Raw genomic sequence first — 24839 nt, 5'->3', positions numbered from 1 at the left:
GTTGCGCGGCGGTCGGGCCACGTAAGGTGAAGCATCATTTCGTCGGAAAAGCGTCTGCGTCGCAGCTTTCGCCTGATGCCGACACCGGAAATGATGATCGCCTGACGCTCAGTCAGTGGCCCAAACGTCGATCATGAGAACAATAAGAACCCATGACTAGCCTGAACCCCAAGGACTCCAACGGTCAGTTGGCGCAAGGTTTCAAACCGCGTCACGTCACCATGCTTTCCATTGCCGGCATCATCGGCGCAGGACTTTTCGTTGGCTCAGGCCACGCCATCGCCGCCGCAGGACCTGCGGTGCTGCTCGCTTATCTGTTCTCCGGTCTGCTGGTCGTGCTGGTCATGCGCATGCTCGGCGAAATGGCCGTGGCGCATCCCGACACCGGCTCGTTTTCCACCTACGCCGATCAAGCCATTGGCCGCTGGGCCGGCTTCACTATCGGCTGGCTCTACTGGTGGTTCTGGGTGCTGGTGATTCCCATTGAAGCCTTGGCCGCCGGGCACGTGCTCAACCAGTGGTTTCCCCAGGTCGATGCGTGGTTGTTCGCCTTGCTGTCGATCGTGCTGCTGGTGATTACCAACCTGTTCAGCGTGTCGAAATACGGCGAGTTCGAATTCTGGTTCGCCATGGCCAAGGTCATCGCGATCATCGGTTTCATCGGCTTGGGCTTTGCGGTGCTGATAGGCTGGATTCCCGAGCGTGAAGCCAGTGGCTTGAGCACGCTGATGGCCGAGCACGGCGGCTTTGCGCCCAACGGCATGTCGGCAGTGGTCGGCGCGTTCATCACCATCATGTTCAGTTTCATCGGCACCGAAGCGGTGACCATTGCCGCTGCGGAATCGAACAATCCGGCGCAGAACATCGCCAAGGCCACGCGCTCGGTGATCTGGCGCATCGGCATTTTCTATCTGCTGTCGATCTTCGTGGTGATTTCCGTGGTGCCATGGAACGACCCGCAACTTGCCTCGGTCGGTTCCTACCAGCGCGCACTGGAACTGATGAACATCCCCAACGCCAAATTTCTCGTCGACGTTGTGGTGTTGATCGCGGTGGCCAGTTGCATGAACTCGTCGATCTACATTTCCTCGCGCATGCTCTATTCGCTGGGCCGACGCGGCGATGCGCCGCCGGCATTGAAGGTGACTTCGGCGGCCGGCGTGCCACGTGCGGCGGTCATTGCCAGCACGGTGATCGGCGCAGGCGTAACGTTGCTCAGCTACTTCATGCCGGCCGGGTTGTTCCAGTTCCTGCTCGCCAGCTCCGGCGCAATCGCCTTGCTGGTGTATCTGGTGATCGCCATTTCGCAGTTGCGCATGCGCCGTCGGCTGGAACGGGAAAAGGTCGAAATGACCTTGCGCATGTGGCTGTTTCCGTGGCTCACCTGGCTGGTCATCGCTTTCATCTGCGCGGCGTTGGCAGTGATGATGATCACCCCTGAACATCGCATGGAAGTGAGCTCGACGATTGGCCTGGCGCTGTTGATCTCGTTCATCGGATTGGCCACCAGCCGCCAGCATCGGCCGGCGGGCAGAGTGGCGGCTGCGAGCAAAGCCTAAGCACACAGCGCCTTGAGCCCACGGAAAAACCAGCCGTTCGGGCTCGTGGGCAGATCCTCGCGTTGATTGAGTGAGCCAGTCATCGCGCAGGCTTCACCAGCGAGCGAGCCCATCAATTGCGGCAGCAAGAAGCTGCGCTCGCACTCGCTGGCTGACAGTCCGGTTTTCTCCTGCGGCCAAACAACGGTGGTTTCGGCAAACGAATTCATGGCACACCTCCTCAAAATTCAAACGTCCAGCACCAAGGTGTCGCTGCCCTGCGCCGGGGCGGCGCAGCAGATCAGCACTTCGTCGTCCGCCAGGCGCATGGCCGGCGGGGTGAGGTAATGCACCTGGCCGCTGCTCAGGCGGGTTTTGCAAGTGCCGCACGAACCGCCGCGGCAGCTGAATTCCGGATTCAGACCACGTGCCTCCGCCAGTTCCAGCAAGGTGCCGCTGCCCGGTTCCCAGCGTGCTTCCTTGCCGGACGTGGCGAACAACACCTTGACCGGTTCTTCCGCGACCGGCACTTGCGGCGGCGCCGGGGTGCTGATTTCGACATCGCGGATCAGCGTCGACGGGCCGAAGGTTTCGGCGTGGATGCGATCATCGGGAATACGCATTTTGCGCAAGCCGTCGTACAGCGCCTGAGTGAAGCTGCCCGGGCCGCACAGGTAGAAATCGTAGTCATCCAGCGGCAGCAGGCCTTTCAGCAAGGCGATGTCGATGCGCCCGGCGTGATCGTAACCCTGCGCTGTTGCGTCCAGCGGCGGCTGGCTGACCACGCGCAGCACCTTGACCTTGTCACCCGCGCGCGCAGCCAAGGCGTCGATTTCTTCGCGAAAGGCCAGATCCTCGACGGTGCGACTGCTTTGCACCACCCAGGTCGGGCGCATGCGGCTGATGCGTTTGCCCTGGTAGACCACCTCGCGCAGCATCGACAGCAACGGCGTCACCCCAACCCCTGCGGCCAACAGCACCAGTGGCCGGCGTTCGGTGGCGTCGACGGTGAAATCGCCTTGCGGCGCGCGGGCTTCGATCAAGTCCAGTGCCTGGACCCGATCATGCAGATGCGAAGACACCGAGCCGTCGCGTTTGACGCTGATGCGCAGAAACTCGTCCGACGGTGCGCTGGACACGCTGTAGGTGCGGATCGACGCGGCGTCCTGACCGTCGAGCAAAACCTTGATCGGCAAGTGCTGGCCCGGTTCGAAGCGCGGCAGGCCGAAGCCGTCGTTGGCTTGCAGGTAAAAGGAGCGGATCTGCGGACTCTCATCGACCACCCGCGTGACGTGCAGCGCGCGCCATTGATTGCGCAGCGCCTCGGCCTGCAAACGCTCGCGGGTCTGTTCCCAGCTGCCGGTCATTTGCGAATTGGGTGAATCGCCTTCCGGCTGCTCGGCCCAGCGCAGTGGCAGCGCGGCCTGACGGTAAACGATGCGCTGCGGCTTGAAGCGCCACAGCCGCTCGGCGCCCTGGAACGCGGCGATTTGCGGATCGTCGAGCAGCACTTCTGCGCTGCCGGTCATCTGCAACAGATCGCCGCTTTCGAAATCGATAAAGGTCAGCCCGGCGCGCGGGTTGAGCAGGATGTTGCCCAAGGTGTTGAAGAACAGATTGCCGGAGAAATCCGGGATGGTCAGGGTGCCGTCTTCGTCCATATGCACGAAGCCGGATTTGCCACCGCGATGGGACACATCGACTTGGCGCTCGCCGTCGCGCACCACGTAAGTGGCCACGTAGAACGAGTCAGCGGCGGTGATCATGTCGCGCACCAAGGGTTCGCTGACCGGCAAGTCGAGCGCGTTGTCGGTGGTCTCTTCGACGAAGGCGTAATGGCGCAGGTTGATGTAGCGCGGGCAGTTGCCGTAAGCCTGGGTCACGCTGATCTCGAGGCTGTCGTCCTTGCGGCGGCTGATATTGCCGTTCATGCGATTGCGCCGACGGGTGTGCAGCTCGATGCCGAGCATGCCGATCGCATCGCCGGGTTGCAGGCCTTGATTGGCCGGGTCGTTGGGCTGCGCGTCGAGTTTGATCCTCAGAACCTCTGGTGACGGCGAATCCATGAACCCCGGTTGACCGGTGCGCAGCGTCGCCCACGGATCGCCCTGGCTGTCGACGGCGCCGAGCACGACGAAGGGCAGTTGCGCATAGAACTCGCGGTGCTGGTCCGGCATCCAGTCGCGGGCCAGTTGCCGCTGGCCGACGCCGACCATCATTTCCACCGCGCCGACGGCACGTTGCAGGGTCAGCTCACCTTCATGCCAGGGCGAGGGCTGCGGTTTCGACGCTGTGTCCATTTCGATTCTCCTCGGGTGCAAACGGGCCGGTGAGCCGCCAGGGGCTGAAGCTCAAGTTGGGCTCATGTTCGCCCCCGGCTGGTTGCGAGGGAATGGCCAGAAACTGCAATCCACTGTTTCACTCGGTGAAATGATCCCTGCGCGCGCCTAAGGAGGCGGGTGATTATTTCACTGGCTGAAATGCTCGATTGTATTTGCTGAGGATTCCGCGATTTGCGGCAGGGGAGCAGGATGAGCCCCATCGACACGATCAGCGGGTCGACCTCAAATAATCCAGGAGCACGTCATGTCCCAGTCAGCCGTCAAACTGTACCGCCATCCGTTGTCCGGCCACTCGCATCGCGTCGAGTTGATGTTGTCCCTGCTGGATGTGCCGACCGAACTGGTGTTCGTCGACCTGATGAAGGGCGCACACAAAACCCCTGAATTTCTTGCTCTCAACCGTTTCGGCCAAGTGCCGGTGATTGACGACAACGGCACGGTGCTCGCTGATTCCAACGGCATTCTGGTTTATCTGGCGAGCAAATACGGCAACGGCCAGTGGCTGTCGAGCGATCCGGTCGAGCAAGCCAAGGTGCAACGCTGGTTATCGGTGGCCGCCGGGCAGATCAGCTCGGGTCCTGCCACGGCGCGCCTGATCACTGTGTTCGGCGCCGGTTACGACGCGGCTGATGCGATCAAGCGTTCCCACGCTTTATTGCAAGTGATGGAAGACGAGCTGGCCAACAGCACATTCCTTGCCGGCGACAAGGCAACTGTCGCCGATGTCGCCGCCTACACTTACGTCGCCCACGCACCGGAAGGCAATGTTTCGCTGGATGAATACCCGAACGTGCGGGCGTGGCTCGGGCGGGTCGAGGCGCTGCCGAAATTCGTCGGCATGCAGCGCACAGCGGTGGGCCTGCAAAGCGCTTGATATCAGCACACGCCGAAACCTTGTGGGAGCGGGCTTGCCCGCGATAGCGGAGGGTCATTCAGCAATGATTGACTGACCGGAAGCCTTCGCGAGCAGGCTCGCTCCCACAGGTTTTGCGTCAACTGTGCCATCCACGTATTGGAAGACAATGTCTCGCTGAAGGAATATCCGAATGTCCGGGCGTACTGGCGGGAGTTGAAGCATTGCCCAAATTTAACTGTGTACACCAACCCCTGTGGGAGCGAGCCTGCTCGCGAAGGCTTTCTGTCAGTCAACATCAGAGTTGAATGACACACCGCTTTCGCGAGCAGGCTCGCTCCCACATGATTTCACTGTGTTTTCGAGGTTTTTTACAGGTTCTCGCCTATGGATCGTTTTCAGGAAATGCGCATGTTCCTGGCCGTGGCCGAGGAGGGTGGCTTTGCGGCGGCGGCGCGGCGTTTGAACACCTCGCCACCCAGCGTCACCCGTGCCATTGCCGCGCTGGAACAACGCATCGGCACGCGCCTGTTGTCGCGCACCACGCGCAGCCTGCACCTGACCGAAGCCGGGCATCGTTATCTGGACGATTGCCGAAGAATTCTGTGCGACGTCGACGAAGCCGAGGAGGCGGCCGCCGGCAGTTATCGGGTGCCGTGCGGGCATTTGAGCGTGACCGCGTCGGTGTTGTTTGGCGAGTTGTTCATCGCGCCGTTGCTGGCGCAATACGTCGACGCGTTTCCTTCGGTGCATCTGAAGGCCTTGCTGGTCGATCGCGTGGTGAACATGGCGGAAGAGGGTATCGATGTCGCCGTACGCATCGGCCATCTGCACGAAAACAATCAGCATGCAATCAAGGTCGGCGAGGTCCGCCAAGTGATCTGCGGCACCCCCGATTACTTCGCCCGCTATGGCCGACCGCAACATCCGAACGAGCTGAGCCGCGCCAATATCGTCATGTCGTCCGCCAGTCATTTGCTCAGCGATTGGCAATTCGCCCATGCCGATGGCCCGTTGAGTTTTCGCTTCGAGCCGCGTCTGGTGGTCACGGCGAATCAGGCGGCGATCAACATCGCCAGTTCCGGTTGGGGCATTACCCGGGTGCTGTCTTATCAAGTCGCCAGCCAGGTTGCGGCCGGTGAACTGGAATTGGTGCTGGAGGCCTTTGAGCCGCCGGCGTTACCTGTGCAACTGGTCTATCTGAAACATCCGCGCGTACCGGCGAAGGTGCGCACGTTTGTGGATTTTCTCAGCGAGCGGCTGCAACACCACCCAGCGTTGAAAGCCGTGAACAGGGTTCACGGCTAAGGCTTCAAGGTTCAACTCAGCGCTGGATCACTTTGCGGCCGCAGCGGTTTCGATCAGGCTGGCAACGGCTTTCGGATTGGACACCATCACCACGTGCGACGCGCCTTTGACCACGACGGTCTGCTTGGAATGCGCGCGCTCGGCCATGAACGCCAGGGCTTGCGCCGGGATGTTCTTGTCCTGGTCACCGTAGACGAAGTACGACGGCACGGTTTTCCATGCAGGCTCGGTGGCGGCTTCGTTGAGCGCGGCGACGGTCACCGGGCGTTGCGTGGCGGCCATCAGCTTCGCATCTGCCAGGGAAACATCGGCAGCGAACTGCTCATGGAATTTGTCCTGCTGGATGTACAAATCCTTGCCACCATCGGCCAGCTCAACCGGGGCCGACAGGGTCGGGCCAAGGGTGCTGCCAGGGAAACGGCCGGACAATTCGGCTGCGGTTTCGCCCTTTTCCGGGGCGAACGCGGCGACGTACACCAGCGCTTTGACATTGGAATTGCCGTAAGCGGCTTCGCTGATCACCGGGCCACCGTACGAGTGCCCGACCAACACCACCGGAGTTTTCACGCTGGCCAGCACATCCGCCACCGATTGCGCATCACCCTTGACCGAGCGCAGCGGGTTGGCGGCGGCGATCACCGGGTAGCCATCCTTCTCGAGAATCTTGACCACGCCGTTCCAGCTGCTCGAATCGGCAAAGGCACCGTGCACCAGCACCACGGTAGGTTTAACCGGTGCGGCGAACGCAGCGGTGGCGCCGAACATGGCAGCGGTGAGGGCGAGGGTAGCGAAGACTTTGTTCATGGTGATGTCCTGTCGATTGGTTAAGGTAGGAATGGAAGCGACAGGGGTATTTAGCGCGCTAAATGTGTCAGTTCTGTGTGCGCAAGACTGAACTTCGCATGCGTGTGTATCAGTGTCGGCAAAAGCTACATGCTGATACAAACCGCTCAGTTTTGGCTCAGCAGTGCAGCGGACTCGAACTTGTCAGTCCGCTGCAGCGTTTCCGGAACACCGATCAACAGCAGCAGAAACGCCGCCGCCGCAACTCCGGCAAGAGTCAGGAACGCTGCGCTGTAACCGGCGGCCTCGACGACAAATCCGGCCAGCCCATTGCTCAGCGCCGCGCCCAGACCAAACGCTGTGGTCAGCGCGCCGAGGCTGACATTGAAATGCCCGGAGCCGAGGGTCAGATCCTTGACCATCACCGGGAACAGCGCGCCGAACAGCCCAGCGCCGACGCCGTCGAGCAGCTGCACGGCGACCAGCCAGTACGGATCATCCGAGAAGGTGTAGAGCAAGCCACGCAGCGGCAGGATCAGAAAACCCGCCAGCAATAACGGTTTGCGTCCCCAGACATCGGCTTTCGCACCGGCCAGCAGCGCCATCGGCACCATCACCAGTTGGGCTGCGACGATGCACGCCGACGTCAGCGGCGTGGCCATGTGCAAGTTGGCTTGGGCGAGTTTCTGGCTCACCAGCGGCAGCATCGCCGCGTTGGCCAAGTGAAACAGCGCGCAGCACAGGGCAAACATCAGCAACGGGCGATTGCTCAGCAGTACCTTGAATCCGGACGGCTGATGGCTTTGATCGCCAGGCTGCAAACCGCGCGCGACGTCGTGATCTATCGCTTCTGCCGAAACGAACAGCACGGCAATCACACTGGCCAGCGCCATGACCGCCATCAGATAAAACACCGCCACCGGACCGAACAGATACGCAAACAAACCGGCCAACAGCGCCGCGCACGCGTTGCCGGCATGGTTGAACGTTTCGTTGCGACCTGTACGCCGGGTGAATGCTCGCGGGCCGGTGATGCCCAGGGTGATCGCGGAAATGGCCGGGGCAAAAATAGATGCTGCCGCCGCGCTCAAGGCTTGGGTCAACGCCACCAGACTGAATGACGAAATGAACGGCAGGAGCAGACAACTCACCGTCACCAACAGCGCGGCGATGATGATCAGCGCACGTTTCGCCCGGCTGCTGTCAACCAGCGCACCAGCGGGCGTCTGCGTGACCAGCGCGGCGATACCGGCGAGAGTCATGACCACACCGATGCTGGCCGGGTCCCAGTGGTGCACGGCGAGCAAGTAGATGGCGAGGTACGGCCCGAGGCCGTCGCGGACATCGGCGAGAAAGAAATTCAGACTGTCCAGCGAGCGATTGTTGCGGCGATCGAGATGGCTGATCACGTTGGGCAGTCTCTTGAACGGGAGGTCTGCGTAAGTGAATCAACCTCGGCAAACCTAATGACCGAAGCGGCGGGGGATTAGTTGCAGGGCTGCGGAGCAGTTGCTGCTCCGCAGATATTCATGCGTCAGGCGTTTGCAGTATCTCGATCCACAATGCGCCTTTGCCGGACGCCGCTTCACCGACACGCTTCAGCGCGCCATCCTTGCTCACCGCGTACGTACCGACCTTGGCGCTTTTCTCGCCCGTCACCAGCAGCCAGCGGCCATCGGGGGAGAAGGCGATATTGCGTGGTTGTTGTTCCTGCACTGAGTAGTTATCGAGGAACTTCAGTCCTCCGGTTGCCGGATCCACGGCAAATGCCGAAACGCTGCTGCTGGTGCGCTCACTCATCAGCAGCAGTTTTCCATCCGGCGACATGCGCAGGTCGGCAGCCCAGATGCGCGGGGTCGGATCGTCTTTCAAGTCGTTGTTGCGCGCATCACGGACTTCGCCGTGGGCCAGTTTCAATCGCTCGGGAATGCCATTGGCTTCAGCGATGCGGGTCAACGCGCCGCTGGCCTCGTCGATCGAAAACGCCGTCACGGTGCCGCTCATTTCACCGACGACGTAAAGGAATTTGCCGTTCGGCGAGAACGCCAGGTGCCGGGGGCCGGTTTTATCCGGAACACTGACCGAGCCGCTGCCGATCGGGCTGAGCTCGCCAGTCTTGGCGTCCAGGCGATATTGCAGCACCTTGTCGGTGCCCAGGTTGCCGGCGTAGGCAAAGCGATTGCTCGGCTCGGTGCGAATCGAATGCGCGTGCAGGCCGGTCGGATAACGCAGGATGTTGGCGGAAGGTTGATGATCCTCGCCGATCTTTTGAACGCTGAGGGTATCGGCGCCGTAGGACGCCGCGAGCAGGTAGCGACCTTTTCGATCGGTCGACAGGTAGGCCATGCTCTCTGCCAGGGGCGCTTGGGTAAACTTTGTCAGATGACCGCTTTTGGAGTCGATCCGATAGCCCAGCACCTGGAAAGGCTTGACCCGCAACGCTGCAAACAGCACTTTGCCGTCCGGGGTGAGGGCCATGGGATTGACCTGGTCGCCGGCCTGGATCTGCTCAACGAGGGTGAGTGCGCCGTTGCTCTGGTCAAGGCGATATTGCGAGATCAGACCGTCGCCTGGGCTTGAGATGTAAGCGTAAGTAGCGGCGTTAGCCGTCACGCTCAACGAGGAGGCGAGCGCAGCGATCAATAGCGTTCCTTTCATCATTTCCAGCCTTATTGTTGTTGTGATCAGTCATCCTATGAGTGATTGGCTGGGGCATCAATGGCTATTTCGGGGGCCTGTAACGTCGCTACGCTTATTTGACATGCTTGTTCTAGATGATTTTGATCAGCGGAAATGATCGGAGAGGGTGGTCGTGATTGAGGTTTGACACATTTTTACATACTCTCCCGTTAGCGTTGTTGTACGACATCCTACCTAATGTGCGCAGTGCAACAACTCTCACAAAAACAATAACGGAGATACCCCTATGACGAGCATGGCTCCACTCGATCATCAGGCCGCTGCGAAACCGCAAAACCTGTTCCTGCGTACGCTGAAACTGCTCGGCCCCGGCATTATCGCCGTGCTGTCGTGGCTCGGTGCGGGCGATCTCATCACGTCTTCAGTGGCCGGTGCGAATTACGGCTACGCGATGATGTGGGTGCTGGCGGTCTCGCTGTTGCTTAGATACCTGATCGTCAACATCATTGCCCGGTTCCAGCTGTGCAATAACCAGGGCATGACCATTCTTCAGGGCTACGCCCAGCTCAACCCGGTGTTTGCCTGGTTCATGCTGGTTTATGCCCTGTTGATGGGGCACTTGATGAACGCCTACATGATCAAGGGGGCAGGGGAGTCGCTGGCGATGCTGTTCAAGATCGATCAGCCATTGCTGTGCTCGGTGGCAGTGGTGCTGGCGGTCTGGATGCTGGTCGGGCGCAACATCTACACGATGATCGAAGGCGTGATGAAGCTGCTGCTGGCGATCATGACCCTGGCGTTCATCGCCCTGGCGGTGATGTCCGGCCCGGATGTCAGCGGCATCATTAAAGGCACCATCGGCTTCAGCATTCCGCCGGACGAAGGCGTGCATGGTGCGTTGCTGGTGGCGGTTTCAGTGATCGGTGCGGTTGCCGGCTCGATCGCCAACTTCGTGCATCCCTATGTCATGCGCCAGAAAGGCTGGACCGGGCCGCAGCACAAGCGCATTCAACGTAACGATCTGCTGTTTGCGGTGTTCGTCGGGATCATCATCAACCTGGCGATCTGGATTGTTGGCGCGGAAATCCTCCGTCCCAACGGCATCGAGGTGAAAACCTTGGGCGATCTGGGCAAGGCGCTGGAAATCTTCTTCGGCCCGATCGGCTGGTACGTGTTCTTCATCGGTGTGTTCGCGACGCTGTTCGCCAGTATTTCAGGCAAGACCACGGCGTTTCCGATGCTGATCACCGATGCCTTCCAGCATGTTCGTCCTGAGCGTCGCGAGAAGTACGGTAAAGAGTTCCATCACGACCCGATGCACAAGTGGTTCATGCTGTTCATTCTGGTCACGCCGCTGATCTGGTCGATGCCGGGCATGCCGGATTTCGTCACCCTGACCATTGGTGTCAGCGCATTGAACATCATTGGTTTGCCGGTGATTTCCCTGGGCTTGCTGATCATGTCCAACCAGAAATCGCTGCTGGAAAAGCAGTACCGCAACAACCTGTTTGAAAACATCGCGCTGATGTTTGCTACAGGTCTGGCGCTATGGGTAGCGTTCCAGTTGGGCGTTGATCTGTTTACTTGACGGGAAGCAGTCGAGGGGGCAAACGCCCCCTCGAATCGCCGCTTACAACGGCACATCCATTTCGATCCGGCGCCAGGCCGCTTCGGAAAAGCTGTACACCGAAAACGCGATCAGCCCCAACGCCATCAGCATCAACAGCACGCCGCCTGCCGGCAGATTCTGCAAAGCATCCAGTGCTTCCTTCATGCCGGGTGGATTGGTTGCCTGGTAAACCGAGCCACTGACCGCCATCAACACTGCAATCTCGATAAACACCACGCCTCGGGCGATCAAGCCAAAGCGCGACACCGGGCGCACGTAACGCATCACTTCGTCATCCGCTTCGAAGTATTTCTCGAACGTGGCCTTCCAGCCTTTGATGATGTGGGCGATACCGACACCCAGCGGGATCAGCGCGATCAGGTAGATCAACAGGTTCGAATGCTCGAACGACAGCAGCTGCGCGAGCAGATCCTTGGTCTTGCCATCGCCGGAGCCGCCCGAACTCCTGAGACCACTCACCAACAGACCCAAGGCAAAGAAGGCCAGCGCCGCATTGACCAGACCGCCGGCGAGCAGACCTGCGCGAATGACCAGGCCTTTGAATTCGGTGCCGTGGTGGTCGACATCGCGGATCGCTTGCAGCGCACGCCAGGCGGCGAAAGCCAGCAGGCCGGCGACCACAACACCGATCAGCACGTAGCCGAAGGGCTGGCTGAGCAATGCTTCAAGGCTCTTGTGGCTGTCTTTCGGTTTGGTGGAGTCGTGCGCTGCCAACAGCGCGAAGATGCCGATGATCAGATACAGAACGCCGCGCGCGGCGTATCCGCCTCGGGCAAGCAGGACAAGCGTGTGTTGAGTGGACATGGGGTTTACTTCCAGGGAATCGATGTGAAGCAGACCCGTGGACGGGGCAGGGGTTCGATAAATGCGTCGCCGGTGGGCGATGCGCGCTTTATCAGCCTGCCATTCAGCGCTCGCCTCGCTTCAGCGTCATAACGGCGTGGTCAGCGAAAATGGAATGCGCAGCTCTTCAACCGGCCCTGAATCCCGGCCGCACATTTCGTCGTGCACGCATTGCTGCACCAGCACGCAGGGAAACGCCGGCACGGTTTGCAGCAAGTCGCGCAGGTGGGTGATCGAACGCAGGTGCATTGGCTTGGCCGCATCATCGAGCAAGGTGAACTGGCCCTGATCTACGCGAATTCTCGCCAGATAAAATCCACCTTCGAGTGACAGCAGCTCCAGTTCGCGAACTTCACTGTTGGCCGCACGTTCGGTGAGGGTTTGCAGATTCATGCTTCACTCCTTGCCTACCAGGGCAGGCGTTCTCCATCGTAGGCGAAGAAATGGCCGCTATCGGCCGGCGTCAGCGTGTCAATCAGACTCAGTAATTGCGCAGCGGCAATGTCTGCCGGGCGGGCGCTCGAGGCTCCGCGAAAAGGTTGCGACAACGGCGAGACCACCGTGCCCGGGTGCAGACTGAGCAAACGGCTCTGCGGTCGAGTGCGCGAAAGCTCGATGGCGGCGGTCTTGATCAGCATGTTCAGCGCAGCCTTGGAGGCGCGATAGGCGTACCAGCCGCCCAAACGGTTGTCGCCGATGCTGCCGACTTTCGCCGACAGCATCGCCATCGCGCCTTGAGGCGCAAGCAATGGCAGAAAGTCGCGCAGCAGCAATGCCGGCCCCAGCGTGTTGACTTGAAACACGGCCTGCAGCGACTCGGCTTCGATTGCGCTGTAGCTTTTTTCCGGCTTGATCCGGTCACGATGGAGCAGGCCGGCCGCGTGAATGATCAGGTGATAGGGCGCTTCGCCTGCCAGTTCGGCGGCGGCGCTGGCGATCGTTTCGGGCTGCTCGAGGTCGAGCTTCGGCACAGTTTTGCGTCCCAGCGCACGGACGCTGGCGCAGCGTGGATCCTGGTTCAAACGTTGGCAGAACGCCGTGCCGAGGGCGCCACTGGCACCGATCACCAAGGCGCGATAACCGTCGCCGAACGAGGCGAGGGTCAACCCGCTGCTCATGGGTTCGCTCCAGCGTTCTGGCGCCGGAAGAACACCGTCACCTGACCGACTTCGAAACCCCACTTGGACATACGGGTGCGGTTGATCAACGTGTCTTCGTCGACCAGGTACATCCAGTCGTCCATGCTCATCTCGTAGGTTGAATCATCAACTGGCAGGTTCAGGCGATAACGCCAGTGGAAGGTGTTGCCTGCGATCTGGCCCTGCGCAACCCCGACCACATCGTGCGCGCGACCGCTCCACTGACCATTGGCCCCGGGAGTGAGGGTCCAGACCCGACGCTCACGGGTGCCGTCGCTGTAACGGAAGCGCTCGTCGAGGATCAGGTTTTCACCCTCACGACGGCTGGCAATATCGACCTCAAACCGCTTGACCACTTCGCCGTTGCGCTTCTGAAACATGCCCCAGGCTTTGACGGGCTGGCTGAAAAACTGCTCCAGACTCAATGCCGGTTGCTGATCCGCGTAACGAGCAACATCGACACTGCCGCAGCTTGCGATGCTGAGCGCCAGTCCTAACAGCAGCAGAAATCGGGTCATCTTCCTACTCCTTGTGCTTGTACAATTAACAGGCTGTGTATAGGCCTAGCGCCGGCCGATGAGCTGGAGAAATTCCTGCCGCGTCGTCGAGCTGTCGCGAAAGGCACCGAGCATGACCGAGGAGGTCATGATCGAATTCTGCTTCTCGACGCCGCGCATCATCATGCACATGTGCCTGGCCTCAATAACCACCGCGACACCGGCAGCATCGGTGATCTGCTGGATCGCCTGAGCAATCTGCCGAGTAAGGTTTTCCTGGATCTGCAGGCGCCGCGCGAACATGTCGACCACCCGCGCCACCTTCGAAAGCCCCAACACCCGGCCAGTGGGGATATACGCCACATGCGCCTTGCCGATAAACGGCAGCATGTGATGCTCACACAGCGAATAGAGCTCGATGTCGCTGACGATCACCATCTCATCGCTCTGCGACTCGAACAGCGCACCGTTGGTGACGTCTTCCAGGCTCATCGCGTATCCGTTGCACAGGTATTGCATCGCCTTGGCGGCGCGCTGGGGCGTATCCAGCAACCCCTCGCGTTCCGGGTTTTCACCGACGCCGACGAGGATTTCACGGTAATGGCTGGCTAGTAGTGGGCTCATTCGGGTTACTCGTGGCGGTGCTGAGTCGGGACCAATGTCTGGCGAAAAGGTTGTACGCATACAGGTTGTCTGTATAGGTTTTATGAAGATAGGCTGAAAAGGATCAACTGACAACGCATCGGTGGTTTTTTTGTGCGGGTTTGGGATTGCAGGCAGGAAAAACATGGGGCCAGGTTTGGTGAGTGGCTTGCTTGGGCCAGATGTACGGGCGTCTCAGCTGATAGCTGCCGGTGGCGGATGGTAGCTATCGACCCAGGCTGTGTGAAAACGCACAAAATACGTCGCAAACTGAAAGTCGCGATGGTGCCAGTGGAATCAGCGGACGGAAGCGCGAATTTCCTTGATCAGTTGCATAGGCGTTCGTATTGCCGTTTGGGCCGCGTCAGCGACCCAAACAGGCGCTCACGAACGGCCAAGCGGCTTGGTTCACGCCCTGATCGCCTCAAGCAGTCCTGCGATGCCGAAGATGCTCATCATTCGTTTGAGGTTGTAGGCGAGCACATGAAGGCTCATCTCAGTGCTCACCCTCGGCAGGGTTTTGGTCAGGAAGTGGGTACTTCCCATGCAGTACTTGAGCGTTCCGAAAAGATGTTCAACAGTCTGGCGGCGAACCTTCATCTTCCCCGGGGCATGTTCTAGCCGAACCTGCATCGCGTCGACTACAGCCTCATGTTCCCAGCGCTTCACACGGCGCTCCTTACCCGTCGTACATTGCTTTTGCATTGAGCAGGACTGGCAGCCCGAAAAGTAGTAACAATGCAATAACATGCCGTCTTCCATCGACGAATGCCGCCTGGTTAGTAACTGTCCCGCAGGGCATCGATACTCGTCCGACGCCGCAAGATAGATGAAGTCCTGCTTACCAAATCGGCCTTCGGCTTTGCTGCCAGATGTGGGGTGTTTCGGTACGAAGGTAGTGATGCCGGCTTGCTCGCAAGCAAGGATTTCCAGACCTTTGTAATAGCCTCGGTCGGCCACCACCGTTAGCGATTCAGCCTCGATTTCTTCGCGCGCTTGTTTCGCCATATTGCTCAGTTGCCCACGATCATTACCAACGTTGGCACCTCATGGGCAACGATCAGATGGTGTTTGTCGTCGACAGCTGTTTGTACGTTGCAGCCAACCGTTCCGGTGCCTCGGCCGCTCGTAGCCATTGAGCGTGCATCTGGGCCTGTGAGGGAGATCTGCTGGTCTGGACTTTCGTGGAGCTGCGCCTCGATGTCCTTGAGTGTCTGCATCTGCTTTTTCAGTGTTTCTATCTTTTCTTTAAGCCGCTCTGCTTTGGCCTCGGCCACTTCGGGCGTTGCCCGATCCGCCGAATCCATCGCCGCCAGATATCGATCAATGCTCTGCTCGATCTGCTGCATGCGTGCCTTCACCTTGCCCTGAGTGAAGTTGCGGTCGCGATTATTGACGGCTTTGAATTTGCTGCCGTCGATGGCGATGATCGATTGGGAGAAGAGATTGAGGTTGCGACAAAGAACTACGAACTGGCGGCATACGCTGCGAATGGCTTTGCCGTTGTCTTTGCGAAAGTCGGCAATGGTTTTGAAGTCCGGGGCCAAACGCCCCGTTAGCCACATCAACTCGACGTTGCGCTCGGCCTCACGCTCAAGCCGGCGACTGGACTGAATCCGATTGAGATAGCCGTAGATATAGATCTTTAGCAAGACCGCTGGATGATAGGCCGGACGACCCGTTGCAGCAGGATCGACGCCCTCAAACCCAAGTGCGCCCAGGTCGAGTTCATCGACGAAAACGTCGACCACTCGGACTGGATTTTCTTCGGTTACGTAATCGTCCAGGCACTCCGGCAGCAGAGTCACTTGCGTCCGGGCCTCGCCTTCAATGAATCGCTTCATGATCGTCCTCGATACGATCTAGACGATCAAAAGATTAGACAAGCACTGGCGTTTTCACCCGGTGTGCTCGACTTCTGCCTGTCATGAAAAGCCGTTTCGATCTAAACAACCCCCGTCATCGTCTCTAGAGCGATGTTCGGTCGACACCTTGTACAATCTCGCTTGTTACAAAACCCACCCCGCAATGATCGCAATAAAACCCATCAACCAGCTGCTCCAGCGGCGCTGCTTTCAGAAGGGCAGGCTTGCATTCATCAACTGCTAGCTGATCCAAGCGTTGATAGCCTGCTTTTTCTTCCCCATTGAAGCGTTTTTTTGGGCTTGCTGCTCCTATCAGAATTCCCTTTGGTCTGACGTGTTGGACCGATCCACAGCGGGGGCAGGATTCCATAGGGTTTTGGTTCATGGCATGACCTGATTTGAGAGGGGCGAGAGTAATGATACCGATGAACTCAAGAAATCCTTTAACCAACGTCGTAAGAACTGACCTCCAGAGCAGTGAAGATGATTCCGTATATCTACGGACTTCACGTAGAGACGCCCCGTCCCTATCGACGCTGACGTTTTCACACAGCCTGGACCAAAAGCGGACGCCCAACGCACTTTTTTCAACCCAAAGCGGTCATCATCATGGTCAAGTATTATTGTGCCGAGGCTCGGACTGTTCATAGGTAGGTTGATCCATGGCCAGAAGCGTTAGGCTTCAACAGAAACTTCATTCAAAGTATCTCGTTGAGGTAGCGGGAGAGGTGGTGCTTGATGACTGCCTTGTTGAAAAGCTATGGGCGCTCAACAGAGGTGACAGGTTTGAGTTGAATTCACGCTCCTTCGGTATTGGACCTGTTCAAAAATACCGCTTGGAATACGCGATAACGAGAGGCCCCATTCCTGGGCATTGGCTCTACAAAGAATTTGACCCAAAGGAACTGACATTATTTTTTACGGCAAAAGACTTTGCCGGCATTTGCCATGGCTGGACCTTGTTTGACGAGTGACCATTCACGGTTGGCTGCCTGGGAGGCAGCTTCCGGCCAAAAGCAGCCGTCCACGCATGGCCTTTTTCAGCCCCAAAAGATAATAATCGGAGCGGAGACGGCCTATTGAAAATTGGCTACATGGCTGAATACGCCTCTTCTTCAGCATTCCATTATCGACATCAGAGTAAGACTCATGGGCGCGCCCATCATTATCGGCAACAGCTATGACCTCTGGGTCAGCAACAGCATGAAAGATACTTTTTGCGAGGTACTCACCGCTGTCGCGGCCTTGGAAGGCCATGATGTGAAGGCCTTATATGAGGAGGCACCAGGTGTGGCCGGCACCTATGGTGTTCCAGGCGTGGGTATCCTTCTCGACGAGTTCTTTCTCTATCTTGGTGGATTTTCCGGGGTTCGACGCCACCTCGATGTTTGCCGAGTACGGCTAGACGAAGTCAGAGAATCTTGCGGACTGTCGCCAGTTGCTGCCGAACGCATGGCACACGTACTGGCATGGGCCGCATACCATATGGATGGCAACCCGATCCCTGTAGGCGGCTCTTTCTATGAGAGCTGGCCTCCTGACGAAGCTGAAACAAGGTAATACCCGCCTGCTTTCGGCCAAAACAGTCATTCAGGTATGCCGATAAAAACCCATAATCGACCGTAAGGAGATGGATGGAAGTTTATTGCCTCAACGAGCTTGCAAGAGCGAGCCAACCAGCGAGCCTTTGACCTATCGAGTACTCGACACGCTAGCTTGTCTGGACGGGTTTCGAGGTTGTCAGAGTTCTTGGGTTGCCATAATCGGATGCACGAGAATCGGCCACGCGAGTGATGAACTCACGTACCCATTTGAAGCCGGCATGCCCATCCGACCGCTCATGCCAGAACAAGCCAATCGCAAAACCTTCCACCGGCAATGGAGGGGCTACGCACAGCAGTTGCTCGCTGCGACCGTCTACAAGACGACTTGGAACCAGGGCCACACAATCCGACTGCGCGACCAACTCCGGTACTGGAAGGAATGACGACGCTGAATGAACGACGTTACGCCGCAGCCCGCGCGCTACCAAGGCGTGATCCACCGAGGTAGAGAAGCCTCCGCCGCGCAGTGACACCACGACATGTTCCAGCTGCGCGAACTCATCCACGGTCAGGTCCGCGCGCATGCTGGGATGCCCACGACGCCCGATCAGCACGTAACTCTCATCATAGAGGTGCTGCGAGTGCAGTGCGGGCGGAACCCCGTTCATGTTTATCACGGCCAGATCCACCTCGCCGCGGGTCATCTGCAGCTCCAGCTGTGGTACGTCCAGGATGCGCAGTGCGATGCGAACACCCGGCGCTTCGCGTCGCATGGCGACAACGAGATGTTTGATCAAAACCGCCTGCACGTAATCCGTGCAGGCGATTGATACCGTCAGGCTCGCCGTCGCGGGCTCGAAATTCAGGTGAGTAGTGACGGTCGCCCTTACCTGGTCAAGTGCTTGGCGAAGCGGCACGAGCAGCTCCAAGGCTTTGACGGTGGGCGTCATTCCACGCTGCGCGGGGATCAGAAGAGGGTCGTTGAAGACGTCGCGCAGACGGCTCAACTGAGCGCTGACTGCTGGCTGGCTCAAATGCAGACGGGCGGCAGCCCGGGTCACGTTCTGCTCAATGAGAAGGGCCTCCAACGTCACAAGCAGATTTAGATCAAGGCGTCTGGTATCCATCGATCTTATGTTAGCAGCAAAATTTTGCGATTTCACAGATGGCCCGAGCCCCGCGACACTCCTTCGAAATCACAGCGGAGCCGTCCTTCATGTCGAAAAAAGTACTGATCATCTATGCCCATCCCGAGCCTTCGTCGCTAACGCGGCAACTGGTGGATGTGTCTGTTGAATGCTTGACTGCGCAAGGACACGAGGTCCTGCAATCCGATCTATACGCCATGGGCTGGAAAGCGATATTCGACGAGCACGACTTTCCTCAGCGGGCCAACCCTCAGCGGCTGTCGTTCGGAGCAGAGTCCGCCCACGCCTATCGTCATCGCCGCCAAAGCCCTGACGTGGCGGCGGAGCAAGACAAGGTTCTAGCGGCAGACGTTGTCATCTTCCAGTTTCCGCTTTGGTGGTACGGCATGCCGGCCATCATGAAGGGGTGGATAGATCGCGTCTGGGCAGCCGGACTCGCCCACGGCTACAAGGACGCTGGCAACGCCTACCGCTATGGTGACGGCGCTTTCAAAGGCAAGCGGGCCATGTTGTCAGTCGCTGTCGGCGGCCCCGCAGAAGACTACTCGCCGCGCGGCATCAACGGACCACTCGAGCAATTGCTGTTTCCGATCACGCACGGCTCGCTCTACTTTCCTGGGTTCGATGTGCTGCCGACGTTCGCCATATACGGCACTGGCAACTTGACCGCCGCAGATGCCATCGCAGCCAAAGAGGCTTGGCGCACCCGACTCGAGGATTTGTTCACAGATGCGCCAATACCTTTCCGGCCCCAAAACGGTGGGGACTACACTTCCCGCAATGAGCTTGAACCGCATGTGGCCGTGGGCCAGAGCGGCATAATGGCGCACGTCGCTTATGGTGAAACAACCCAGCGCAAGCAGCTGAAAACGGAGGAGGTGACATGAAAACCTTCGTGATTCTGACTCGCCGTGCTGATGGAGCGGCAGAAGACTTCAAGCGGCTGGCGAAACCGGAGGTATTGCACGTTTGGCAAGGCTTCGCTGACGGTATCGTGCGCGCAGTTCATGGGCTGGCCGATGGTCCCGGTGCCGCATTTGAACTGGAATCCGCCACCTTCGAAGAGGCGCGTGATTACATCGAGGCGCTGCCTTACGTCAAAGGGAATCTGCTGCACGTGCAGTACTGCGCGCTCAAGCCCTTCTCTGATTACGAGAAACTCGTTTCCTCCTGATGAGCGATCAACGCAGATCAACTCCCGTTTGCACGGCACTGCATGCTGCAGCCAGATTTTACGCGCAGCATGCAGCGTCAGGCCGGCACTCGTTTGATGCAAAGAGGGCTGGCACTGACGGCTTCTGCCGATTCTGGCCTGTTGCGAAGGCCTGTAATTGACTCATAGCCACGCTTTGACTCCCGCAGCCTGCCTGATTGCAGATAAAAATTTTACGGAGAATTTACGCAGTCTTTATTGAGGGCATCCGATACTGCGCGGCGCTAATTTGGAACGCTATCGTGATGTCCCTCGCAGCAATTCGGCTTATCGGCTTCATCTTGGGTATTTTTTTGATCACCCTGGCGGTAAGCATGGCTATACCCATGATGACGCTGGTGGTCTATGAGCACAGCGACGATCTGTCGGCCTTTCTCTGGTCGAGTCTGATTACCTTCATCTGTGGTCTGCTGTTGATCATGCGAGGGCGTCCGGAGACTGGCAATCTTCGGCCCAGGGACATGTACCTGTTGACTACCGCGAGCTGGGTTGTTGTGTGCGCCTTCGCAGCGTTACCCATGGTTTTCATCAGCGATATCAGCTACACCGATGCGTTCTTTGAAACGATGTCGGGCATCACAACCACTGGCTCGACGGTACTCACCGGTCTGGATAGCGCCTCTCCCGGCTTGTTGATCTGGCGTTCCATGCTGCACTGGCTAGGCGGCATCGGTTTTATCGGCATGGCTGTCGCGATTCTTCCGCTCTTGCGAGTCGGCGGCATGCGTCTTTTCCAGACAGAGTCCTCGGACTGGTCGGAGAAAGTGACACCACGTTCTCATGTCGCAGCCAAGTACATTCTTTTGCTCTATCTGGGCCTGACGGGTATCGGCACTTTGGCGCTCTGGCTCGCAGGAATGACCCCATTCGAAGCGATCAACCACGCAATGTCGTTGATCTCCACCGGCGGGTTCTCGACGTCGGACTCCTCCCTCGGGCATTGGGAGCAGCCAGCAATTCACTGGGTGGCGGTAGTCATCATGATCTTGGGCAGCCTGCCATTCACCTTGTACGTCGCAACCTGTCGGGGCAATCGGCGTGCGCTGATCAGGGATCACCAGGTACGCGGGTTTATTGGATTCCTGCTCGTCACATCGTTGGCAGTAGGTACCTGGCTGTATTTTCACAGCGACTACGGATGGTGGGACGCGTTTCGTATCGTGGCGGTCAATGTGACCTCGGTCGTCACGACCACCGGAATTGCGGTTGGCGACTACACCTTGTGGGGCAGCTTCGCGGTTTTGCTGTTTTTCTATCTGACCTTCGTCGGAGGCTGTTCCGGCTCAACGGCAGGCGGGCTGAAAATCTTCCGTTTTCAGGTGGCCGCCGCGCTTCTGGTCAGCAGCTTGAAGCAGTTGATCCATCCCCGAGCCGTGATTCAGAAAAAATACAACGGCCATCCCATCGACGAGGAAATCGTCCGTTCGCTGCTGACCTTCTCGTTTTTTTTCACCATCACGATTGCCGCCATCGCTTTGGGCCTGGCGCTGATCGGGCTTGATTGGATAACCGCACTGAGCGGTGCCGCTACGGCGGTGTGTAACGTCGGCCCCGGCCTGGGCACAATCATCGGGCCGGCAGGTAATTTCTCGTCACTGCCGGATGCGGCCAAATGGCTACTCACCGTTGGCATGCTGCTAGGCCGGTTGGAAATCCTGACGGTGTTGGTGCTCGTGACCCCGGTTTTCTGGAGATATTGAGCCAGTCATCCGTTGGCAGAGACGCCGATCGTTGCCTGCTTCGGTGAGTAGCACAGCAGTCATGGTTTTATCGCGTGATGATCGTCAGTACGGGGAGCGTCCGTCGGTTTATTCTCCGGTACTGTAAAACTCACTGTCGTACTGGTGATGATCTTGTGCGTCGGGTCGGCCACTTCCAGCAGAACCTTGTGAGGACCGGGGGTTAGCCCGACCAGGATAATCGGGTCTTCACTGGTGTGCGCCCACGTACCTTTCCAGTCATCGACGGTCACGTGAAGGTGACCTAAGCGTGGTGATACCTCAGCAGCCACCTTGCCAAATACCGGCATGATCCTGGCGTGCTCTGTTCGAAACTGGATGATGACCACTCCACGGGCGAGCGGCTCGGCAAGCGGCGGGTAGGCAATGAGTCTCGGCGCACTCTCGGATGCCAATGGCAGTATCGCCGGTGGAGAGTCGCTGTCTGCTGCCCCTTGTCCAAGTACGGATGTGCAAAAGCAGACACCCAAAGCCAGGGCCAATAGACTTCCGGGAGCGAGGGACATGATCTGTTTCTCCGCGTGATTTCATTCAAGCGTAGATCAAGCTGGGTATTGCCCGTAGTTAACGGTGCCCGCGGTAACGCGGGCACCGTTTTCTGTGTGGGGAAAAACGCTGACCCGCCGGTTTACCAGTTGTAGCTCAGCTTGGCGGTAATCTCGCGGCCCGGGTTGTAGAAATTCGCGGTGCCGGAGCCGACCACGTGCTGCTCGTCCAGCAGGTTGCTGACGTTCACCGCCAGGTCGGTGCCCTTGGCAATTTTGTAGTTGAAGGCAGCGTCGAACAGAGTAGTGCCATCGCTTTTGCCGGAGTTGGCTGCATCGAAGTAATAAGCGCCGACGTAGCGCGCACCCAGGCCCACGCTGACATCAGTGGCGGGTACGTCGTAGTAACTCCAGAGCGAAGCTGAATGCTTGGGTGCCGTGGCGAACTCGTTGCCCTTCAGGGAACTGCCGTCATACAACGAACCGCGCAGTACCTCGGACTCCATATAGGAATAGCCACCGATCAGGCTCAGGTTCTGCGTTACCTGCGCCTTGGCCTCCAGGTCGAGGCCACGCGCGCGCGATTCGCCCACCGTCTGCTGCTCGATGATGCCGCTTGGCAGCACCACGGCGATGGTGACGTTTTCCTGGGTCAGGTCATACACCGCGGCGGAGAACAATGCGTCCATCCCCATCGGCGCATACTTCACGCCCACTTCGTATTGCCTGCCTGTCTGCGGTGTTACGCCAACCTGCGGCGGCGAGACGGATTCGACCATGCTCACGTAGGTTGATACTTCATCGTTGACGATATAGGTCAACGCACCTCGGTAGGAGGTCTCGGAGAAGGTGTCTTTCTCAGTGGATTGCAAGCCTTTGCTGGTCAGGTCCATCGAGTCGTTGCGCACGCCCCCGGTGACGATGAAGCGCTCGTAGAACGACAGGTTCTGCTGAAGGAAGACGGCTTTGGTAGTCGCGTCTCGCTTGTTGACGGCATACGGCGCGATTGAGCGTGGAACGCCTGTAAACACGGGGTTGGCAATGTCGATCGGGGTCGTCAGGGCGTAGACCGAGCTTTCCTTGGTGGTCGAATCGAGGTACTCCACGCCCACCAGGCTGCTGCTGTCGATTTTCTCGAAGCGGGCATCGTATTGCAGCATCAGATTGCCGTTGAACTGGTCGGCGTCAGTGTCCGTGCCAAACAGGTATCGATCGACGGTAGTACCGACACGTGCGGCACTGTCGCTGAGGTACACGTAGCCGAAATCATCGGTCAACTTGCTGTAACGCAGATTGCTGCGCAGCACGAAACCGTTGTCGAAATCATGGGTGACGTTACCGCTGAGGCTGGTGCGCTCGACATCGTGGAAGTTGTAGCTGGGCTCGCCATAAAACTTGCTGCGGTCGTATTCCCGATCCAGTGGATAGCCGCCGCTGTTGGGCGAACTCTCGGTTTTCAGGTAGTCCAGAATCATCGTGGCCGACGTGTAATCCGTCGGTGCCCAGGTGAGGCCACCCATAAACAGCTGGTTGTCGTCCTGCGAGTGGTCGTACTCGCGATCGCTGTTCTGGCCTTTGGCAGTAAAGCGGCCGGCCAGGGTTTTCTCGTCGTTCAGCGCATCGCCGACATCGATGCCGGTCTCGACATGGTCAAACGAACCGTAGGTCACATAGCCTTGGCCAAACTTCTCGAAGCGCGGCTGTTTGGTCACGAAATTTACCGAACCGCCCGGGTCCGCAGGGCCAAACAGGGTGGAGTTGGCGCCACGCAGAATCTCGATGCGCTCATAGGCGAACGGATCTTCGCGTACGCCGCGCATCGAGCTGAGGGTCAAGCCGTCACGGTAGGTGGTGGCCTGGAAGCCGCGGATCTGGAAATAGTCGTTGCGATCATCCGTACCATAAAAGTCACTGACCACGCCCGGCGTATATTGCAGCGCTTCTTCCGTGGTGCTGACGCTGCGTTGCTGCATTTCCTTGTTGGTCACCACCGACACCGATGCCGGTGTATTGAGAATGCTGGTGGCCACCTTGCCGCCCACCCAGAGCTCCTTGGCAACCACCGAGTTGGCGTCGTCGTCGGCACTGACCCGGACCTTGGCATTGATGATGAGCGGGGCGAGGCGGTAGTCCTCGACGGCCGTTGCGTCGAGTTCCAGCGGGCCGCCGGTTTTTGCTTGAGGGGTCAGCAGGTAAGCATTCGGGCCTTGCTGTTCGATCTGCAATTCGCTGCCCTGGAGCAGGGATGACAGCGCTGCCGATGTATCGAGCGAGCCATTCACGCCAGCCGTGGTGCGGTTCGCCACACTCGAGGCGTCGAAGGAAAGGCTGATGCCAGCCTCGCGCGCAAAGCGGTCAAGCGCTGGCGCCAGTGGCCCGGGGGCGATATTCCACTGTTTGACTTGATTGCTGTGATCAGCGCCCGAGGTTTGCGCCAGCGATGGCAATGCGTAGCTGCTCACGATCAAACCCAAGATCGCACCGTGCATGGCACGACTTAATGGATGGCGCTGTGAAACCGGGGACGAACTCATTTTCTCGCTCCAAGAAAGGACATCGACAGACTGGCCTGTATTCCGGCCTTCCTTACAGGTCGAACGAGAATGAGAAACCACCTCATTATTTTTCAG

The 24839-nt window shown here is 58.7% G+C and carries 23 protein-coding genes and 1 pseudogene; 9 read left to right on the top strand and 15 right to left on the bottom strand.

Features of this window, described 5'->3' with window-relative positions; all coding sequences use genetic code 11:
* The first annotated feature begins 152 nt into the window (after nt 1-152).
* Complete coding sequence (gene gabP / locus ND528_RS19975; RefSeq protein ID WP_263471011.1) at nt 153-1559, top strand: GABA permease; 1407 nt, start codon at nt 153-155, stop codon at nt 1557-1559.
* Here gabP and ND528_RS19970 read toward each other — a convergent pair.
* The gene (locus tag ND528_RS19970; protein WP_130910951.1) at nt 1556-1768 is read right to left on the bottom strand and encodes a hypothetical protein; all 213 of its coding nucleotides are present in this window, start codon (nt 1766-1768) and stop codon (nt 1556-1558) included. The genes gabP and ND528_RS19970 overlap by 4 nt on opposite strands.
* An 18-nt stretch (nt 1769-1786) precedes the next feature.
* Complete coding sequence (locus ND528_RS19965; RefSeq protein ID WP_263471010.1) at nt 1787-3838, bottom strand: pyridoxamine 5'-phosphate oxidase family protein; 2052 nt, start codon at nt 3836-3838, stop codon at nt 1787-1789.
* Nucleotides 3839-4124: 286 nt separating this feature from the next.
* On the opposite strand from ND528_RS19965, the gene ND528_RS19960 reads away from it, so the two are divergent.
* Nucleotides 4125-4754, top strand: coding sequence for a glutathione S-transferase family protein (locus ND528_RS19960; RefSeq protein ID WP_263471009.1), 630 nt, complete (start codon nt 4125-4127; stop codon nt 4752-4754).
* A 366-nt stretch (nt 4755-5120) separates the two neighbouring features.
* On the top strand, nt 5121-6041 hold the full coding sequence (locus ND528_RS19950; protein ID WP_041480329.1) for a LysR family transcriptional regulator: 921 nt from the start codon (nt 5121-5123) through the stop codon (nt 6039-6041).
* Between the two features lie 27 nt (nt 6042-6068).
* Here the strand turns inward: ND528_RS19950 and ND528_RS19945 are convergent, their stop codons facing one another.
* The 3 genes from ND528_RS19945 to ND528_RS19935 form a co-directional block, all read right to left on the bottom strand.
* The gene (locus tag ND528_RS19945) at nt 6069-6845 is read right to left on the bottom strand and encodes an alpha/beta fold hydrolase (RefSeq protein ID WP_130910948.1); all 777 of its coding nucleotides are present in this window, start codon (nt 6843-6845) and stop codon (nt 6069-6071) included.
* A gap of 146 nt (nt 6846-6991) precedes the next feature.
* The gene (locus ND528_RS19940; RefSeq protein WP_263471008.1) at nt 6992-8233 is read right to left on the bottom strand and encodes an MFS transporter; all 1242 of its coding nucleotides are present in this window, start codon (nt 8231-8233) and stop codon (nt 6992-6994) included.
* A 118-nt stretch (nt 8234-8351) separates the two neighbouring features.
* Complete coding sequence (locus ND528_RS19935; protein ID WP_263471007.1) at nt 8352-9485, bottom strand: lactonase family protein; 1134 nt, start codon at nt 9483-9485, stop codon at nt 8352-8354.
* A gap of 274 nt (nt 9486-9759) precedes the next feature.
* On the opposite strand from ND528_RS19935, the gene ND528_RS19930 reads away from it, so the two are divergent.
* On the top strand, nt 9760-11052 hold the full coding sequence (locus ND528_RS19930; protein WP_408005051.1) for an Nramp family divalent metal transporter: 1293 nt from the start codon (nt 9760-9762) through the stop codon (nt 11050-11052).
* Between the two features lie 42 nt (nt 11053-11094).
* Here ND528_RS19930 and ND528_RS19925 read toward each other — a convergent pair whose 3' ends face one another.
* From ND528_RS19925 to ND528_RS19895, 7 genes and pseudogenes are all read right to left on the bottom strand, one after another.
* A complete protein-coding gene (locus ND528_RS19925; RefSeq protein ID WP_110600551.1) occupies nt 11095-11898 on the bottom strand; it encodes a DUF1206 domain-containing protein in 804 nt (267 codons plus the stop codon).
* A gap of 126 nt (nt 11899-12024) precedes the next feature.
* A complete protein-coding gene (locus ND528_RS19920; protein ID WP_016774774.1) occupies nt 12025-12330 on the bottom strand; it encodes a DUF6482 family protein in 306 nt (101 codons plus the stop codon).
* A gap of 14 nt (nt 12331-12344) precedes the next feature.
* Complete coding sequence (locus tag ND528_RS19915; RefSeq protein ID WP_263471005.1) at nt 12345-13055, bottom strand: SDR family oxidoreductase; 711 nt, start codon at nt 13053-13055, stop codon at nt 12345-12347.
* Nucleotides 13052-13594 carry a DUF3833 domain-containing protein gene (locus ND528_RS19910; RefSeq protein ID WP_263471004.1) on the bottom strand — a complete coding sequence of 181 codons (543 nt, stop codon included), beginning with the start codon at nt 13592-13594 and terminating at the stop codon, nt 13052-13054. The genes ND528_RS19915 and ND528_RS19910 overlap by 4 nt, the downstream gene beginning before the upstream one ends.
* Before the next feature lie 45 nt (nt 13595-13639).
* On the bottom strand, nt 13640-14197 hold the full coding sequence (folE, locus tag ND528_RS19905; protein ID WP_016774771.1) for a GTP cyclohydrolase I FolE: 558 nt from the start codon (nt 14195-14197) through the stop codon (nt 13640-13642).
* Between the two features lie 426 nt (nt 14198-14623).
* Nucleotides 14624-16059, bottom strand: a pseudogene (locus ND528_RS19900) (IS1182 family transposase).
* Nucleotides 16060-16183: 124 nt separating this feature from the next.
* Nucleotides 16184-16465 (bottom strand): hypothetical protein, encoded by a 282-nt coding sequence (locus ND528_RS19895; protein ID WP_130910228.1) that lies wholly within the window; start codon nt 16463-16465, stop codon nt 16184-16186.
* 277 nt (nt 16466-16742) lie between these two features.
* On the opposite strand from ND528_RS19895, the gene ND528_RS19890 reads away from it, so the two are divergent.
* Together ND528_RS19890 and ND528_RS19885 are read left to right on the top strand one after the other, a co-directional pair.
* Nucleotides 16743-17054 carry a hypothetical protein gene (locus ND528_RS19890; RefSeq protein WP_130910133.1) on the top strand — a complete coding sequence of 104 codons (312 nt, stop codon included), beginning with the start codon at nt 16743-16745 and terminating at the stop codon, nt 17052-17054.
* A 175-nt stretch (nt 17055-17229) separates the two neighbouring features.
* The gene (locus ND528_RS19885; RefSeq protein ID WP_125916284.1) at nt 17230-17640 is read left to right on the top strand and encodes a hypothetical protein; all 411 of its coding nucleotides are present in this window, start codon (nt 17230-17232) and stop codon (nt 17638-17640) included.
* 151 nt (nt 17641-17791) lie between these two features.
* Here the strand turns inward: ND528_RS19885 and ND528_RS19880 are convergent, their stop codons facing one another.
* A complete protein-coding gene (locus ND528_RS19880; RefSeq protein WP_130910226.1) occupies nt 17792-18751 on the bottom strand; it encodes a LysR family transcriptional regulator in 960 nt (319 codons plus the stop codon).
* 89 nt (nt 18752-18840) lie between these two features.
* Between ND528_RS19880 and ND528_RS19875 the strand changes: the two genes are divergently transcribed.
* The 3 genes from ND528_RS19875 to ND528_RS19865 all read left to right on the top strand — a co-directional run bounded on the left by ND528_RS19875 (nt 18841) and on the right by ND528_RS19865 (nt 21685).
* Nucleotides 18841-19659 (top strand): NAD(P)H-dependent oxidoreductase, encoded by an 819-nt coding sequence (locus tag ND528_RS19875; protein ID WP_137213620.1) that lies wholly within the window; start codon nt 18841-18843, stop codon nt 19657-19659.
* Nucleotides 19656-19946 (top strand): hypothetical protein, encoded by a 291-nt coding sequence (locus ND528_RS19870; protein ID WP_263471003.1) that lies wholly within the window; start codon nt 19656-19658, stop codon nt 19944-19946. Before ND528_RS19875 ends, ND528_RS19870 begins: the two co-directional genes overlap by 4 nt.
* A 284-nt stretch (nt 19947-20230) precedes the next feature.
* Complete coding sequence (locus tag ND528_RS19865; RefSeq protein ID WP_122698256.1) at nt 20231-21685, top strand: TrkH family potassium uptake protein; 1455 nt, start codon at nt 20231-20233, stop codon at nt 21683-21685.
* Between the two features lie 59 nt (nt 21686-21744).
* Here ND528_RS19865 and ND528_RS19860 read toward each other — a convergent pair whose 3' ends face one another.
* Both ND528_RS19860 and ND528_RS19855 read right to left on the bottom strand, forming a co-directional pair.
* Nucleotides 21745-22230, bottom strand: a complete 486-nt coding sequence (locus tag ND528_RS19860) for a DUF6130 family protein (RefSeq protein ID WP_263471002.1) — start codon at nt 22228-22230, stop codon at nt 21745-21747.
* 122 nt (nt 22231-22352) lie between these two features.
* Nucleotides 22353-24743, bottom strand: coding sequence for a TonB-dependent siderophore receptor (locus tag ND528_RS19855; RefSeq protein WP_263471001.1), 2391 nt, complete (start codon nt 24741-24743; stop codon nt 22353-22355).
* Between the last annotated feature and the right edge of the window lie 96 nt (nt 24744-24839).

The organism is Pseudomonas mercuritolerans, from assembly GCF_025706525.1.
GTDB classification, from domain to species: domain Bacteria; phylum Pseudomonadota; class Gammaproteobacteria; order Pseudomonadales; family Pseudomonadaceae; genus Aquipseudomonas; species Aquipseudomonas mercuritolerans.
This window is presented reverse-complemented; position numbering and strand designations above follow the sequence as displayed.

Excerpts from the sequence above, each read along its gene's own strand:
- gabP (WP_263471011.1), top strand. The coding sequence starts at position 153 with ATGACTAGCCTGAACCCCAAGGACTCCAACGGTCAGTTGGCGCAAGGT.
- ND528_RS19970 (WP_130910951.1), bottom strand. The coding sequence starts at position 1,768 with ATGAATTCGTTTGCCGAAACCACCGTTGTTTGGCCGCAGGAGAAAACC.
- ND528_RS19965 (WP_263471010.1), bottom strand. The coding sequence starts at position 3,838 with ATGGACACAGCGTCGAAACCGCAGCCCTCGCCCTGGCATGAAGGTGAG.
- ND528_RS19960 (WP_263471009.1), top strand. The coding sequence starts at position 4,125 with ATGTCCCAGTCAGCCGTCAAACTGTACCGCCATCCGTTGTCCGGCCAC.
- ND528_RS19950 (WP_041480329.1), top strand. The coding sequence starts at position 5,121 with ATGGATCGTTTTCAGGAAATGCGCATGTTCCTGGCCGTGGCCGAGGAG.
- ND528_RS19945 (WP_130910948.1), bottom strand. The coding sequence starts at position 6,845 with ATGAACAAAGTCTTCGCTACCCTCGCCCTCACCGCTGCCATGTTCGGC.
- ND528_RS19935 (WP_263471007.1), bottom strand. The coding sequence starts at position 9,485 with ATGATGAAAGGAACGCTATTGATCGCTGCGCTCGCCTCCTCGTTGAGC.
- ND528_RS19930 (WP_408005051.1), top strand. The coding sequence starts at position 9,760 with ATGGCTCCACTCGATCATCAGGCCGCTGCGAAACCGCAAAACCTGTTC.
- ND528_RS19925 (WP_110600551.1), bottom strand. The coding sequence starts at position 11,898 with ATGTCCACTCAACACACGCTTGTCCTGCTTGCCCGAGGCGGATACGCC.
- ND528_RS19920 (WP_016774774.1), bottom strand. The coding sequence starts at position 12,330 with ATGAATCTGCAAACCCTCACCGAACGTGCGGCCAACAGTGAAGTTCGC.
- ND528_RS19915 (WP_263471005.1), bottom strand. The coding sequence starts at position 13,055 with ATGAGCAGCGGGTTGACCCTCGCCTCGTTCGGCGACGGTTATCGCGCC.
- ND528_RS19910 (WP_263471004.1), bottom strand. The coding sequence starts at position 13,594 with ATGACCCGATTTCTGCTGCTGTTAGGACTGGCGCTCAGCATCGCAAGC.
- folE (WP_016774771.1), bottom strand. The coding sequence starts at position 14,197 with ATGAGCCCACTACTAGCCAGCCATTACCGTGAAATCCTCGTCGGCGTC.
- ND528_RS19895 (WP_130910228.1), bottom strand. The coding sequence starts at position 16,465 with ATGAACCAAAACCCTATGGAATCCTGCCCCCGCTGTGGATCGGTCCAA.
- ND528_RS19890 (WP_130910133.1), top strand. The coding sequence starts at position 16,743 with ATGGCCAGAAGCGTTAGGCTTCAACAGAAACTTCATTCAAAGTATCTC.
- ND528_RS19885 (WP_125916284.1), top strand. The coding sequence starts at position 17,230 with ATGGGCGCGCCCATCATTATCGGCAACAGCTATGACCTCTGGGTCAGC.
- ND528_RS19880 (WP_130910226.1), bottom strand. The coding sequence starts at position 18,751 with ATGGATACCAGACGCCTTGATCTAAATCTGCTTGTGACGTTGGAGGCC.
- ND528_RS19875 (WP_137213620.1), top strand. The coding sequence starts at position 18,841 with ATGTCGAAAAAAGTACTGATCATCTATGCCCATCCCGAGCCTTCGTCG.
- ND528_RS19870 (WP_263471003.1), top strand. The coding sequence starts at position 19,656 with ATGAAAACCTTCGTGATTCTGACTCGCCGTGCTGATGGAGCGGCAGAA.
- ND528_RS19865 (WP_122698256.1), top strand. The coding sequence starts at position 20,231 with ATGTCCCTCGCAGCAATTCGGCTTATCGGCTTCATCTTGGGTATTTTT.
- ND528_RS19860 (WP_263471002.1), bottom strand. The coding sequence starts at position 22,230 with ATGTCCCTCGCTCCCGGAAGTCTATTGGCCCTGGCTTTGGGTGTCTGC.
- ND528_RS19855 (WP_263471001.1), bottom strand. The coding sequence starts at position 24,743 with ATGAGTTCGTCCCCGGTTTCACAGCGCCATCCATTAAGTCGTGCCATG.